Origin of the sequence: Pseudomonas sp. AG1028 (genome assembly GCF_007993955.1) — a bacterium.
Taxonomy (GTDB): Bacteria; Pseudomonadota; Gammaproteobacteria; order Pseudomonadales; family Pseudomonadaceae; genus Aquipseudomonas; species Aquipseudomonas straminea.
In genome coordinates this window covers 363,732-376,292 of record NZ_VIVP01000002.1, presented here as the reverse complement: position 1 = coordinate 376,292, position 12,561 = coordinate 363,732, and the positions used below count along the sequence as shown (strand labels likewise).

Annotated in this window: 16 protein-coding genes; 11 read left to right on the top strand and 5 right to left on the bottom strand. The window is 63.1% G+C overall.

All coding sequences use genetic code 11. The annotated features are described in order from the left end of the window. The first annotated feature begins 58 nt into the window (after positions 1 to 58). Entirely contained in the window at positions 59 to 625 is a 567-nt protein-coding gene (locus tag FB481_RS04815; RefSeq protein WP_147175237.1) for an MFS transporter permease, read from the top strand. A 50-nt stretch (positions 626 to 675) separates the two neighbouring features. Here FB481_RS04815 and FB481_RS04810 read toward each other — a convergent pair whose 3' ends face one another. After that, positions 676 to 1,734 carry a DUF2167 domain-containing protein gene (locus tag FB481_RS04810; protein ID WP_147175236.1) on the bottom strand — a complete coding sequence of 353 codons (1,059 nt, stop codon included), beginning with the start codon at positions 1,732 to 1,734 and terminating at the stop codon, positions 676 to 678. Positions 1,735 to 1,841: 107 nt separating this feature from the next. Beyond that, the gene (locus FB481_RS04805) at positions 1,842 to 2,105 is read right to left on the bottom strand and encodes a DUF2798 domain-containing protein (protein ID WP_178109834.1); all 264 of its coding nucleotides are present in this window, start codon (positions 2,103 to 2,105) and stop codon (positions 1,842 to 1,844) included. Between the two features lie 148 nt (positions 2,106 to 2,253). Here FB481_RS04805 and FB481_RS04800 point away from each other — a divergent pair, with 148 nt between their 5' ends. The 4 genes from FB481_RS04800 (at position 2,254) to FB481_RS04785 (ending at position 5,267) form a co-directional block, all read left to right on the top strand. Next, positions 2,254 to 3,198, top strand: coding sequence for a LysR family transcriptional regulator (locus FB481_RS04800; RefSeq protein ID WP_147175235.1), 945 nt, complete (start codon positions 2,254 to 2,256; stop codon positions 3,196 to 3,198). Positions 3,199 to 3,252: 54 nt separating this feature from the next. Further along, positions 3,253 to 3,534: a peptidylprolyl isomerase gene (locus tag FB481_RS04795; RefSeq protein ID WP_013792047.1), complete on the top strand. Its 282-nt coding sequence runs from the start codon at positions 3,253 to 3,255 to the stop codon at positions 3,532 to 3,534. Positions 3,535 to 3,668: 134 nt separating this feature from the next. After that, complete coding sequence (locus FB481_RS04790) at positions 3,669 to 4,811, top strand: putative zinc-binding metallopeptidase (protein ID WP_147175234.1); 1,143 nt, start codon at positions 3,669 to 3,671, stop codon at positions 4,809 to 4,811. A gap of 39 nt (positions 4,812 to 4,850) precedes the next feature. Continuing rightward, positions 4,851 to 5,267 carry a GFA family protein gene (locus tag FB481_RS04785; RefSeq protein ID WP_147175233.1) on the top strand — a complete coding sequence of 139 codons (417 nt, stop codon included), beginning with the start codon at positions 4,851 to 4,853 and terminating at the stop codon, positions 5,265 to 5,267. A 1-nt stretch (position 5,268) separates the two neighbouring features. On the opposite strand, the gene FB481_RS04780 is transcribed toward FB481_RS04785, so the two are convergent. Further along, the gene (locus FB481_RS04780) at positions 5,269 to 6,090 is read right to left on the bottom strand and encodes an inositol monophosphatase family protein (protein WP_147175232.1); all 822 of its coding nucleotides are present in this window, start codon (positions 6,088 to 6,090) and stop codon (positions 5,269 to 5,271) included. A gap of 98 nt (positions 6,091 to 6,188) precedes the next feature. Between FB481_RS04780 and FB481_RS04775 the strand changes: the two genes are divergently transcribed. Then, complete coding sequence (locus FB481_RS04775; protein WP_147175231.1) at positions 6,189 to 6,923, top strand: sulfite exporter TauE/SafE family protein; 735 nt, start codon at positions 6,189 to 6,191, stop codon at positions 6,921 to 6,923. 5 nt (positions 6,924 to 6,928) lie between these two features. On the opposite strand, the gene dgt is transcribed toward FB481_RS04775, so the two are convergent. After that, positions 6,929 to 8,395 (bottom strand): dGTPase, encoded by a 1,467-nt coding sequence (gene dgt / locus FB481_RS04770; RefSeq protein ID WP_147175230.1) that lies wholly within the window; start codon positions 8,393 to 8,395, stop codon positions 6,929 to 6,931. A gap of 114 nt (positions 8,396 to 8,509) precedes the next feature. Between dgt and FB481_RS04765 the strand changes: the two genes are divergently transcribed. Beyond that, complete coding sequence (locus FB481_RS04765; protein ID WP_147175229.1) at positions 8,510 to 8,701, top strand: hypothetical protein; 192 nt, start codon at positions 8,510 to 8,512, stop codon at positions 8,699 to 8,701. Positions 8,702 to 8,714: 13 nt separating this feature from the next. Here FB481_RS04765 and FB481_RS04760 read toward each other — a convergent pair whose 3' ends face one another. Further along, positions 8,715 to 8,960, bottom strand: a complete 246-nt coding sequence (locus FB481_RS04760) for a DUF2789 domain-containing protein (protein WP_013792056.1) — start codon at positions 8,958 to 8,960, stop codon at positions 8,715 to 8,717. A 151-nt stretch (positions 8,961 to 9,111) separates the two neighbouring features. Here FB481_RS04760 and FB481_RS04755 point away from each other — a divergent pair, with 151 nt between their 5' ends. From FB481_RS04755 to FB481_RS04740, 4 genes are all read left to right on the top strand, one after another. Beyond that, positions 9,112 to 10,356 carry a serine hydrolase domain-containing protein gene (locus tag FB481_RS04755; RefSeq protein WP_372239543.1) on the top strand — a complete coding sequence of 415 codons (1,245 nt, stop codon included), beginning with the start codon at positions 9,112 to 9,114 and terminating at the stop codon, positions 10,354 to 10,356. A gap of 88 nt (positions 10,357 to 10,444) precedes the next feature. Beyond that, complete coding sequence (locus FB481_RS04750; protein ID WP_147175227.1) at positions 10,445 to 10,957, top strand: hypothetical protein; 513 nt, start codon at positions 10,445 to 10,447, stop codon at positions 10,955 to 10,957. Positions 10,958 to 11,148: 191 nt separating this feature from the next. Then, positions 11,149 to 11,850, top strand: a complete 702-nt coding sequence (locus FB481_RS04745) for a YebC/PmpR family DNA-binding transcriptional regulator (protein ID WP_147175226.1) — start codon at positions 11,149 to 11,151, stop codon at positions 11,848 to 11,850. A gap of 123 nt (positions 11,851 to 11,973) precedes the next feature. Further along, on the top strand, positions 11,974 to 12,561 hold the full coding sequence (locus FB481_RS04740) for a hypothetical protein (RefSeq protein WP_093501888.1): 588 nt from the start codon (positions 11,974 to 11,976) through the stop codon (positions 12,559 to 12,561).

The window sequence follows — 12,561 nt, the reverse complement described above, 5'->3', positions numbered from 1 at the left end:
TCGTTCGCGTGGCGAACGCCTAGCCATAGCACTCAGAAAGTGCCTGCGAGACACCAGAATGGACAATATCTATCAGACCCCAAGCGCCGATCTCCTGCCCCAGGAGCGCGCCAGCGACACATTTTTCGTAACCTCTACCCGCAAGCTGTACCTGCTGTACTTCTTCACCCTCGGTTTCTACTCGATCTACTGGGCGTACAAGCACTGGGATCGCCAGCGGGCCACCATGTTGCCGAAGAAGATCAGCCCCGCCGCGCGCTCGATCTTTCATATCTTCTTCATCCATTCGCTATGCCGACTGATCCAGGGCCAGCTGCAGGCCAAGGGTCTTGGCGAGTGGAAATACGCCGCCGTCGCCTGGACGTACATCATAATGGTCTTCGTCGGTAACGGCCTTTCCCGCGTCGAGAGTTTCGGCCATCCGATACTGGACATCGTACTGCTGGTCGCGGCGACCTTGGTCACAGCCTGGCCGCTGGCAACCATCCAGCAACAGGCCAACCTGGCTAGCGGTGACAGCGCCGGCGAGCAGAACAGCCGTTTCAGCCTGGCCAACTGGCTGTGCATGCTACCCGGCATCCTGCTCTGGCTGTTCATCGCCATCGCGATGTTCCTGCCCGAATGACATGAAAAAGCCCCGGTCGATGCCGGGGCTTTTTCATTCTGACGACGGCGTTACTTGTGCTTGTCGTCAGGCGTGTTGTTCAGATCCATCACGCTGGACACCTTCGGCGGCACCTCGTTCGGCGCCGGCTCGGCCGGGGCCTGCGGCTGCACTTGGGGCTCGACCGGCGCTGGTTGCGCCTCGGACTTCTTGCCGGTGATGCGGCGCCATACCCAGCCGATCAGCAGCACGGGCAGGATCCACAGCTTTTTCAGCAACACCAGGGCCGCGGCGAACAGGCCGACCTTGGCAGCAGCCTTGCCGGCGATCAGCGCGCCAAGGCCGTAGGCGGCGACCTTGTCGAGGTCCGGGTTGAAGTCGGCGTAACGGTTACCGTCATTGAAATCGGTCATCGCCAGGACCGCGGGCACGTTCTGCTCGATCTGCGGCAGCTGGTGCATGCCGGCGATGAAGTTCAGCACCAGTACGCCCTTACGGCCCAGCACGCGGATGTTGTAGTTGAGGGTGTGCTCGTCGCTGTCGCCGAACTTCACTTCCTTGGCCCAGTGCAGCTTCTTGCCCTCGGCATCGTAGTGCGGTGCCGAGGCCCAGCCGACGATGGAGACCGGCTCGTAACCGTTCTCCGCACGCCACTTGTTGTCTTCCTTGGCGCTTTCCTGCAGGTCCTTGAGCATGTCGTTGTAGTCGATGTCGGCGGCGTCCTCATCGGACACATAGCCGCTTTCCTCGTATTCGACGGTCACCGCCCAGGACTCCTCGGCCAGCGGCGAAACGCCCTTGGGCAGGATCATGCCCAGCGGCGGCTTCTCGTCCGGCGGGTTGCCCCAGGCCTGGACCAGCACGCGCTCGGCGTCGTCGCCGTCCAGGAACACCATGTTGTCCGGCAGATTGAGGGTCGCCAGGTTGCCGCCCAACACCACCTTGCCGCTGCGGAAATTGAGGCTGTCGAGAAACTGCTCCTCGCTCATGTACTCGCTTTCGTCTGCCTCGACGGGGCTTTGCTGAGCGGCACCTTCCTGGGCATCCGAGGCTTGCGGTGCCTGGTCGGCCCAGCTCAGCGGGACGGCGGTGGCCAGCAGGCCGGCCAATAACAACTCCTTGTAGTACATCTGCAACTCCATGGGATCGGCTGAATTCGGATGTGACAGCCTACCATCCATCACGGAATCATTTGGTAACGCTTCGTCATTTTTGGATACATCTCACACTCCGCGTATCAGCTTTTCACCGTCAATTTGACCAGGTGCACCACTACCGGCCGAACGGCCATCACGCAGACGAACGCTACGGGCATGGCCAGCCGATAGGCTTCCAGCACCGCACTCAGGTAACCGTCACTCAAGCCGCGATTGGTCGCGGTGATCACCAGGCACATGAGAAAAGCCATAATCCCGGACATAAAGAAGGCGAAGGCAATCGGCGAGAGCTTGGCCGGCAGCTTCCAGCTGGTGCGGGTGGTATTCAGGGTCGAATCGGGCAATGGAAAAATCCTTATCAGGTAGCGGTGTAGAGCCAGGGGTGGCGAGGCGGCGATTATCGACGCGCCGCATTGCCCCGAGTAGCCGCCCACAGGTAAGGTCAGTTCCAAGCAAACCTTATCAATCCAGCTACCAATAGAAAGCTCGACTATGGATACCCTGCGCGGCATCGAGAGTTTCGTGAAGGCGGTGGAGAGCGGCAGCATTGCCGCGGGCGCGCGTCTGTTGGGCATCAGCGCGGCGGCAGCCAGCCAGAACATCGCACGACTAGAAGCGTCTCTGGGCATTCGCCTGCTGACCCGCACCACCCGCAGTCTGGCCCTGACCGAAAGTGGCGAGCTGTATTTCAGCCAGGTCCGCAACGTGCTGCGTGATCTGGAGCTGGCGCGCAGCAACGCCACGCTGCAGCACGACCAGCCCCAGGGCCGCCTGCGCATCGCCTCTAGCGCCGCCTTTGGCCGGTATGTGCTGGCGGCAATGCTGCCGGTCTTCGCCGCCCGCTACCCGCGCATCGCCTGTGAACTCAGCACCACCGACCGCAGCGTCAACCACATTCAGGAATCGGTGGATATCAGCATCCGTATTCCCCAACAGCTTGAAGACGGCCTGGTGGCCCGACATATCGCCAGCGTGCCGTCGATCTACTGCGCCTCGCCGGCTTATCTGCAGAAAGCCGGCACGCCTCGCGCGCCCGAACAACTCAGCCAGCACGATTGCCTGGCCTTCAAGGTCGCGGTGGATGGACGGTTAATGCCCTGGCGCTTCGTGCGCGACGGCGTGCGTTTCGACGCGCCGCTTCGCGTGGCGCTGGTCAGTGACGACATCGACGTGCTGGCCAGGGTGGCGGTCAATGGCGGCGGCATCACCCGCCTAGCGGCCTTCGTCGCCGAGCCGCTGCTGGCGAGCGGGCAGTTGTTACCGCTGTTCGGGGTGCCCGAAGACGCTGGCAGCCAGGCGCTGATCGAGCCGCTGGACTATTACCTGTGCGTGCGCGACCGCGTTGATCTGACGCCCAAGGTGCGCGCCTTCATCGAGCATGTGGTGCAAAGCCTGCGCGAAGACTGGCACCCTCGAACGGCAACGCACTCGATTTGACTCATGGGGCGAATCCGGTAGGCTCGGCAACTCATTTGAACGGAGTGTTTTCCCATGGCTAAAGCCACTGCCCGCCACATCCTGGTTGCCACTGAAGCGAAGTGCAACGAACTGAAAGCTGCCATCGAAGGTGGTGCCGATTTCGCCCAGGTCGCCAAAGACAACTCCAGCTGCCCGTCCAGCCGTGACGGCGGCAATCTGGGCTCGTTCGGCCCGGGCCAGATGGTCAAGGAATTCGACACCGTGGTATTCAGCGCCCCGGTCAACGTGGTGCAGGGTCCGGTGAAGACCCAGTTCGGCTACCACCTGCTTGAAGTGACCAGCCGCCAGGACTGATTCACACCCCCCGCCTGGTGCCGCCCGGTGCCAGGCTTCTCTTCACTCCCCGCCCCCTCTCGCCGAAAACCCTGAACCGCCGCCCCTGCACGCCACTCTATCGCTGCGGTAGTCAGCATGGGTGAGGCCTTCGCATGAACCGGTTCTTCCAGGCCCTTGGCCTACGCATTGGCGACTCAGCCATCCAATCCCGCTCGCCCAGCCAGAAAGCCCTTGGCAAATGCACCTGCGGCCAGCCCATCTTCTTTCGCAACAGCCAGTGCCTGGCCTGCCAGTCGCCGCTGGGCTACGAGCCCGAGCGCGGCCAGGTGGTCACGCTGCACGCCGGTGAAGGCCCGCACAGCTGGCGAATCGACGGAGATACCCGGCGCTACAGGCGCTGCGCCAATCTGCACAGCGCCGCCGGCTGCAACTGGCTGCTGCCGCACAACAGCGCGGGCGAGTTGTGCATCGCCTGCCAGCTCAACCGTACCATTCCCGACCTGTCGATATCCGGCAACGAGCAGCGCTGGGCGCGCCTGGAGATCGCCAAGCGCCGCCTGGTGGCGCAACTACTAAATCTGGGTTTGCCGCTGATCAGCAAGCACAAGGATACCGAACGCGGCCTGGCCTTCGACTTTCTTGGCCCGGACCTCAGCGGCCAACCGCCGGTGACCGGCCACGCCCGCGGCCTGATCACCCTGAACATCGCCGAGGCGGATGACGACGTGCGCGAACAGACGCGCATTCAGCTGCACGAGCCTTATCGCACCCTGCTCGGTCACTTCCGCCACGAAGTCGGCCACTACTACTGGGATCGGCTGGTCGCCGGTACACCCTGGCTGAACGGCTACCGCCGGCTGTTCGGCGATGAGCGCGCTGACTACGGCGCCGCGCTGCAACGCCACTACGAACAGGGCGCGCCAGCCGACTGGCAGGAATCGTTCGTCAGTGCCTACGCCACCATGCATCCCTGGGAAGACTGGGCGGAAACCTGGGCCCATTACCTGCACATGATGGACACCCTGGACACCGCTCTGAGCTTCGGCATGCGCGCCGGCGACGTGGAACTGGAGTTCCGACCGTTCACCGGCGCTGCGCTGTCAGACCCGCACGCCCCGAAGGCCGACGAGTTCCTGCGCTTCATCAATGCCTGGATCGAACTGGCCGCTATGCTCAACGAGCTGGCGCGCAGCATGGGCCACAAGGATCTCTATCCATTCGTGCTTTCTGCAGCGGTGGTCGGCAAGCTGCAGTTCATCCACCAGGTCGTCGAGGCGGCCTCCCCTGTCACCTGAGGCTGGCAAGCGCACCGGCCGCGTTCAAGGAGCAAGTCCATGGCTAATCTCGATCGACATGGCAGTTGCCTGTGTGGCGCCGTCACCCTGACCTTGCGTATCGCCAGCCCCAGCGTCAGCGCCTGCCACTGCGCGACCTGCCGCAAATGGGGCGGCGGCCCGCTGCTGGTGGCCGAAGGCGAACTGGCGCAGCTCAGTGGAGAGCAGCAGGTGAGCATCCACGACTCATCGGAGTGGGCCCAGCGGGGCTTCTGCGGCCAATGCGGCAGCCACCTGTTCTATCGTCTGAAAAGCAACGGCCACCATGCAGTGCCGGTGGGCCTGCTCGATGACCACGGTGACTGGCAGTTCGACAGCCAGATCTTCGTCGAATCCAGACCACCCTATTACTGCTTCGCCAATCAGACCCGCGAACTGACCGGCGAGCAGGTGTTCGCCGAGTTCAACCCGGACTGACTCAGGGCTCGTCCAGAGACGGCCCGACCAGTACCGCCAGCTGTTCGTAAACGCCGGGCGCCGCCACCAGATAGGGATTGCCGGCGAGCAGACCGTCGCCGCGCAGAAAATCGTTGCTGCGCCCGCCGGCCTCGCGTACCAACACCAGGCCGGCCAGGCAATCCCAGCTCTTCAGGTGAGTTTCGTAGTAGCCGATCAGCCGCCCGGCGGCGACGTAGGCGGTCATCAGTGCGCCGGAGCCGTTGCGCACGAACATACCGCCGGCATCGAGCAGGCCGTGCAGAAATGGCAGAAAGTGTTCCTTGCCGGGGCGATGGGTGGTGCCGACGCCGACCAGCCCTTCGCGCACATGTCCGGCGCCATGGGCCAGTAACGGCGTTTCGTTGACGAAGGCGCCGCGTCCGACGAACCCATGAAACAGCTCGCCGTGATTGGGATCGGCAATGGCGCCAAGCAACGGCTCGCCGTCCACCAGCAGGCCAATGGACACGCACCAGTTGTGCAGGCCGTTGAGAAAGCACGCCGTGCCGTCGATGGGATCGATCACCCAGATGCAGCGCGCTTGCAGGCCGGCGCTACCGCCCTCTTCGCCGACCACGCCGTCGTCCGGAAAATGCTCGGCCAGTTCGCCGCGAATAAATGCCTCGACCTGCTGATCGGCGATGCTCACCACATCCTGCAGATCGCCGTCCTTGTGCTCTACAGTGAGCTCGCTGCGCCGCACGTAGAAGGTCATGGCCCGTTCGGCAGCTTCCAGCGCCACCCGTTTGGCGAAGGTATAGCGGGCATCGAGATCGAGACTGGGGTGCTGGAAATCGGGCATGAGACAGACGCTCCTGAATAGGCTGATGATGCTCGGCTGGCTTGCGAGGCAGCGGCGACAGCCTCTACGCTGCGCACTCGCTGAAAGAGCCCTGTGCAATGACCCTCGCTAACCTGTTGTTGTTCGCCATTCCTGCCGTCTTTCTCACCGGCCTGTCCAAGGGCGGCTTCGGCGGTGCGCTGGGCGGCATCGCCGTGCCCCTGCTGGCCCTGGCCACCTCGCCGATGCAGGCGGTGGCAGTGATGCTGCCGATCCTCTGCCTGGCCGACGTAGTCGGGCTCAAGGCCTACTGGGGCAATTGGGACGTGGCCAACCTCAAGGTCATGCTGCCCGGCGCGGTGATCGGCATCATCATCGGTTCGCTGACCTTCGGGCTGCTCAACGAGAGTCTGATTGGTCTGTTGATCGGCCTGATCGCCATTTCCTTCGTGCTGCTGGGGCTGCTCAAGAGCGACCCGGCGCCGCGACCGCTGCAACCCAGGCGCGGCCTGGCGCTGTCCTCGGTGGCAGGTTTCACCAGCTTCGTCGCCCACGCCGGCGGACCGCCAGTGATGATGCACCTGCTGCCCCAGCAGCTGGAAAAACTGCGCTACGTGGCCACCATCAATATGTTCTTCCTGCTTACCAACGCCATGAAGCTGATCCCCTACACCTGGCTTGGCCAGTTCAGCCGGGAGAACCTGCTGCTCAGCCTGATGCTCGCCCCCATCGTGCCGCTCGGTGTATGGACGGGCCTGTGGCTACAGTCGCGGATCAACCACACCTGGTTCTACCGCATCGCCCGGCTGGGCATGCTGCTGGCCGGACTGCAGTTGGTCTGGAAGAACATCTGACGCACTTAAAGCGCGAACAGCGTGCGGTACTCATCATGGGCATGCTGATCGGTCATGCCGCTGATGAAATCCTGCACCAATCGGCACCGGTGGTAGAACTCCCAGGCGGCGCGATCCATTTCGCCGCACTCACGCACTGCCTGGCGATAGGCCTTGATCAGTTGGCTTGGCAGGCGGCGCACCAGCATCTGCAGATAGGCCTCGCGGCGGCAGTTGCCTTCGGTCAGCTCGACAAAGGTCTGCGCATCCACCCGTAGCAGCGCGCCGTAGCTGTCCAGAAGGCCCTGAATGATCCGGTGCCCCTGCAACTGCAGGGTTTCCACCTCGCGGTGACAGAACACCCGCGCCATGGCCACGTCCTTGAAGGTCTGCACGATGGCGTGAGGCAGGCTGTCGTCTTCGATCAGCGCGCGGTCCAGGGTGCCGGCGTGAACCGCGTCGATATTGTCGATGAACTGCCGCGCCGCGTGCTGCACCAGCGGGTGGATCATGCTGACGCGCAACTTGACGAAGAATTCGCCGGCCTTGTTGATCTCTTCCTGGTGATAGCGCTCGAGAGCTTGCTCGACCAGCCCCCGGAATGACTGCTTGGAGCCGGGAATCGGAATGTCCGTGGATTTCAGCTTCTCGAACGTGGACACCAGCAGCGGCGCCAGTTCGGTCACGGTGAGGATGCCCTTCTCCACCGAATCCTCGATATCGGCCAGGCAATAGGAGATGTCGTCGGCGGCCTCCATGATGTACGCCACCGGATGACGGGTCCCCGGCGCCTGACCCAACGCCTGCTGCAGTTCGGCGACAAAATATTCTTCGGACAGATAGAAGCCGGGCTTCTTGTTCAGGTAGGCACCGGCCGTGCCCTTGCCGGGCCTGGGCTGGTAGGCCGGGCGCAAGTATTTAAGCAAGCCGGCGGTCTGGGTGTAGGTCAGGCGTAGGCGCTGCAGATTGACCACCAGTCGCACCGCCTGGGCGTTGCCTTCGAAATTGCGCAGGTCGGCGCGCATGCGGGCTTGCAGATCAGGATTGGCCTGGTGCTGCGGCACGGCCACGGCGAACAGCCCATCCAGAGCCCGCTCGAACCACTCGCCAATGGCGAACTCACCGAAATGCCCGAATGGCGGGTTGCCGATGTCGTGCATCAGGCAGGTCATTTCCACCAGGCTTTCCAGGGCGCCTTGCAAGTCGTCCAGGCCGTAGTCCGCAGCCCGCTCGCCGAGCTGGGCGTACAGCGTGCGGACGATGAAGCGCCCGGTCTGCTGGACTTCCATGGAATGGGTCAGGCGGCTGCGCACCGCCGCGTTGCGCTCGAGGGGAAACACCTGGGTGCGTTGCTGCAGACGGCGAATGGCCGCGGAGTTGATGATCCGCCCGCGGTCGCTTTCGAAGGCATAGAGCAGATCGACATCGCCGCCAGCCTGATCGCCAGGGCGCAACGCGCAAATTCGCTGTTTGAAGTTCACCGCTGCTGGCATCCTCGGGCTCTCGATCAGGCATACAAGCCGCGAGCCTAACGCGCAGCGCTCGGTTTACCAAGCACCTGGCGGCAGGGACAATAAGCGCTTTGCTCCGCGAGGCAGGAGACCATCATGAGCCGTGCCGACTTCCACCAGCAACGTGCCGAGCAAGCCATCGCCGATGCCCAGCGCCTGCTGGAGCAGCGCGCCAGCCGCGGCGCCGGCTGGCTGACCTGGGTGCCCAGCGAGCTTTACCAGCTCTCGCCGCCGGAATATGCGGCGATGGTCAGGCGCGAGTTGCAGCGCCTGAGCTCAACCGAATAAAAGGCCTAAGGCCTTACGCCAGTTTGTTCTCGTGCAGACGCACATTGAGTTCATCGACCACCGGCGCCCATTCGGCGTCCTCCAGCAATTCGTCCTTGAGAAAAGCGGCCTGGGCCTGATTCCAGAAAGGCGCCTCGGAGACTTTCACGTCATCGGGCAGCGGATAGTGCTTGGCGATAAAGGCGTCGATGCTGGCGGGGTCGGACGGCAGGCCCAGTTGCTCGAACAGGGTACCGAGGTCTTTGTTGGGCAGTTCCATGAAGCTCTCCTTCAGCGTGCTAGGTGCTGTGTAGAGCCGCGCCCACAAACGACAGTTCAACATCTCGGCTGTGCTGCAAGTGCGCTATCGGCCGCAGTTATCGGCTATGGTTGAGCCATCGACCACGCACCGGGGACGCCTCGTGACCACTTTGCAGCGTTGCAGCACTGCCCTTCTCCCAGCCGCCATCGCCCTGTTGCTAGGCGCCTGTGCCAGCCCATCGACGCCTGCCGACAAGCCGGAGCGCATCGGCCGCGCCCAGGATCTCTACGAGCTGCCGCCGGCGTATCAGGCCGGAACCTACCGGAACATGGACGAGCTGTTTTACACCCGTACCGTGCACCGCGGCGCCCAAGTGCTGCCGCTGCCAAGGCGTAGCGAGGTGCCGGTGCAATACACCGCAGATGGGCAGCGCCTGGGTGTAGAAGCGTTCATGCAGCGTAATCAGGTCAGCGGCCTGCTGATTTTGAAGGACGGCAAGGTGGCCCTGGAGCGCTACGCCATGGGCAACGACGCCAGCACCCGCTGGACGTCCTTCAGTGTGGTCAAGTCGATTTCCTCGACTCTGGTAGGCGCTGCGGTGCAGCAGGGCAAGATCGCCAGCGTGAACGACCCGATCACCCGCTATCTGCCACAGCTCAAGGGCGGCGCCTACGACGGCGTCAGCGTCGAGCAGGTACTGCAGATGAGCTCCGGCGTAGCCTGGGACGAAACCTATCGCGACCCGCAATCGGACCGGCGCCGCATGTTCGAGCTGCAACTGGCCAACGACCCCGGCGCGCTGCTCAAGCAGATGTCCGCACTGAAGAAGGCGCAGGCACCCGGCACCACCTTCAACTACAGCACGGGTGAATCGCACCTGCAGAGCGAACTGGTTCATGCGGCGACCGGCATGACGGCCAGCGATTATCTGTCAGAGCGCATCTGGGCGCGCCTGGGCATGGAACGCGATGCGTTCTGGCAGCTCGACAGCCGTGCCGGCCAGGAAATCGGCAGCAGCGGCCTGTCGGCGACGCTGCGTGATTATGGCCGCTTCGGCCAGTTCATCCTCGATGACGGGGTGATCAACGGCGAACGCATCCTGCCGGCCGGCTGGCTGCAACGCGCCACGCGCGCGCCCACCGGCTCGCATCTGGAGCCTGGCAAACTGTACGACGGCGACTACGCCCTGGGCTATGGCTACCAGTGGTGGCTGTTCCCGACAGGAGCCGCAGCGCTGCCCAATCATGACGGCGGTGTCTTCGAGGCTCAGGGTATCTTTGGCCAGTTCCTGTATATCAATCCCAAAGAGAAGGTCGTGGCGGTAATCTGGAGCACCTGGCCGAAGCCGGAGATGGATGAACGAGAGATGGAAACCTATTCCTTTATTGGCGCGGCGGTCGAAGCGCTGCGCTGAGCTAACAAAACATGCCTGGAAAACAACGACGCGGCGAACCTGAAGACGGCGCGCGGGTCGATACATCAGATTTGCCTGGGGATTTTTTATGATTGACCGCCGACATGGCGTTGCCTGCCTGCTGCTGAGCCTGCTGCTCGCGGGCTGCGCCACTTCATCAACCACCTGCGATGAACCGATGACGGGCGACAGCTGCCGCGATCGTCAACTGCTCTATCAGAACGACATGCTGCAGGCCAAGATGCTGGTGATGTCCGGCGATATGGAAAGCCACGAGCTGGCCAATGCCCTGCTGCGCCGCGCGGCGAGCGAGGACGAGCGCGGCGAAGTGGAGTTCTACCAGGCGATTCTGATGATCCGCGAAGGCCCTCAGACCGACGAAGTGCTGGCCAAGCTGGAAGCCGCTGCCGAGAAGCAGCAGCCCTACGCCGTGGCGCTGCTGTATCGCATCTGGTCGCAGCCATACCTGGTCGATGAAGCCGACCCGATCCGCGCCGAAGAATACCGCGCCGACTACGCCGAACTGGACGTTGCCAAGAGCGGCTACCCCTCCTTCGAGAAGGCGCTCGAACTGGTCGACAAGCTGACCCAGTCGCCCTGATCCCCCTTCGCAACGCCCGATTGCCCGGTTCCTCCGGGCAATTCGCAGCGATGCCTGCCGCTTAAATGCGATTTGCCGGGTGCCAGGCCGACGCCAAGCGATTAAAATCTGCCACCGCAATTCGTCGCACAGCCTGTCCGGTAACCTGAAGGCTGCGCCACGCCATTATCCGCATAGTCGAGAGAACAGACATGGGCGCCCAGTGGAAAGCCAAACCTAAAGAAGCCGCCGCCAACGCCAGGGGCAAGATCTTCGGCCGCCTGGTCAAGGAAATCATGGTCGCCGCGCGCAATGGTGCCGACCCGGATATGAACCCCAAGCTGCGCCTAGCCATCCACCAGGCCAAGAAAGCCTCGATGCCCAAGGACACCCTGGACCGCGCGATCAAGAAAGGCGCTGGTCTGAGCGGCGAGACGGTGAACTTCGAGCGCACCACCTATGAAGGTTTCGCCCCCCATCAGGTGCCACTGATCGTCGAGTGCCTGACCGACAACGTCAATCGCACCGTGGCCGAGATCCGTGTGCTGTTCCGCAAGGGTCAGATGGGTAGCAGCGGCTCGGTAACCTGGGATTTCGACCATGTCGGGCTGATCGAGGCCTCCAGCGACAGCGACGCCGACCCTGAGCTGGCCGCTATCGAAGCCGGCGCGCAGGATTTCGACGAGGCCGACGAAGGCAACACCCTGTTCATCACCGAGCCGACCGACCTGGATCTGGTCAGCCGCGCCTTGCCGGAGCAAGGTTTCACCGTCAACTCGGCCAAGCTCGGCTACCGCCCGAAGAACCCGGTCACCAGCCTGACACCCGAGCAGCTCGAAGAAGTCGAAGCCTTCCTGGAGGCCATCGACAACCACGACGACGTGCAGAACGTTTATGTAGGTCTGGCCGGCTAATTGAGCCGAAGCGGCAAATTGCGGCAATCCATCACGGTTTTGCCGCAATAACCCGGTATACTGTCCGGCTTCCTTCCGCGCCCATCAGGGGCGCAGTGGAATACGCCTTACAGGAGCTTCATCGTGCACAAATCCCTCATTCTTGCCGCCTGCTTTATGCTCGGAGCTTGCAGCGGCGTCCCTCACTCGGCGCAGGCACCCGCCTCGGCCGATCAGGACAGCATCGTACGCAGCAACCTGGAGGCGATTCACAACGCCCAGGTCGTGCCGCTGCCACTGGATCCGCAGAGCAGCGTGCCCCACGGCATCGCCGGCGATGCCAGCATGCAGTTCGGCAGCTCACTGTCCAACTACCGCGTCTATTCGCTGAAGCTCAAGCAGGGCGAGCGCTATCGCCTGAACGTCAACTCGTTCTGCGACCACACCTGCATGGGCATCAACAAGTTTGCCCTGAAGCCCCGCGCCGTGCTGATGGACGCCTACGGCACGGTCATCCCCAACAAGCCTGCCCGTCCTTCCACGGTAATCGGCATGACCAGCATGGGCTGGGATGGTGAAGCGCCGGAAGATGGCACCTACTACCTGCTGGTCGCCGCCGACAAGGAAGATGTTGGCCGCACCATCGTCATCGACGACGTGTGGATCAACAACTCGCCGCTGATGGCGGTGAAGGTCGGCCTGCTGGAAACCCCGCACAGCCACCTGCGCTGA

Excerpts from the sequence above, each read along its gene's own strand:
- FB481_RS04815 (WP_147175237.1), top strand. The coding sequence starts at position 59 with ATGGACAATATCTATCAGACCCCAAGCGCCGATCTCCTGCCCCAGGAG.
- FB481_RS04810 (WP_147175236.1), bottom strand. The coding sequence starts at position 1,734 with ATGTACTACAAGGAGTTGTTATTGGCCGGCCTGCTGGCCACCGCCGTC.
- FB481_RS04800 (WP_147175235.1), top strand. The coding sequence starts at position 2,254 with ATGGATACCCTGCGCGGCATCGAGAGTTTCGTGAAGGCGGTGGAGAGC.
- FB481_RS04795 (WP_013792047.1), top strand. The coding sequence starts at position 3,253 with ATGGCTAAAGCCACTGCCCGCCACATCCTGGTTGCCACTGAAGCGAAG.
- FB481_RS04790 (WP_147175234.1), top strand. The coding sequence starts at position 3,669 with ATGAACCGGTTCTTCCAGGCCCTTGGCCTACGCATTGGCGACTCAGCC.
- FB481_RS04785 (WP_147175233.1), top strand. The coding sequence starts at position 4,851 with ATGGCTAATCTCGATCGACATGGCAGTTGCCTGTGTGGCGCCGTCACC.
- FB481_RS04780 (WP_147175232.1), bottom strand. The coding sequence starts at position 6,090 with ATGCCCGATTTCCAGCACCCCAGTCTCGATCTCGATGCCCGCTATACC.
- FB481_RS04775 (WP_147175231.1), top strand. The coding sequence starts at position 6,189 with ATGACCCTCGCTAACCTGTTGTTGTTCGCCATTCCTGCCGTCTTTCTC.
- dgt (WP_147175230.1), bottom strand. The coding sequence starts at position 8,395 with ATGCCAGCAGCGGTGAACTTCAAACAGCGAATTTGCGCGTTGCGCCCT.
- FB481_RS04765 (WP_147175229.1), top strand. The coding sequence starts at position 8,510 with ATGAGCCGTGCCGACTTCCACCAGCAACGTGCCGAGCAAGCCATCGCC.
- FB481_RS04760 (WP_013792056.1), bottom strand. The coding sequence starts at position 8,960 with ATGGAACTGCCCAACAAAGACCTCGGTACCCTGTTCGAGCAACTGGGC.
- FB481_RS04750 (WP_147175227.1), top strand. The coding sequence starts at position 10,445 with ATGATTGACCGCCGACATGGCGTTGCCTGCCTGCTGCTGAGCCTGCTG.
- FB481_RS04745 (WP_147175226.1), top strand. The coding sequence starts at position 11,149 with ATGGGCGCCCAGTGGAAAGCCAAACCTAAAGAAGCCGCCGCCAACGCC.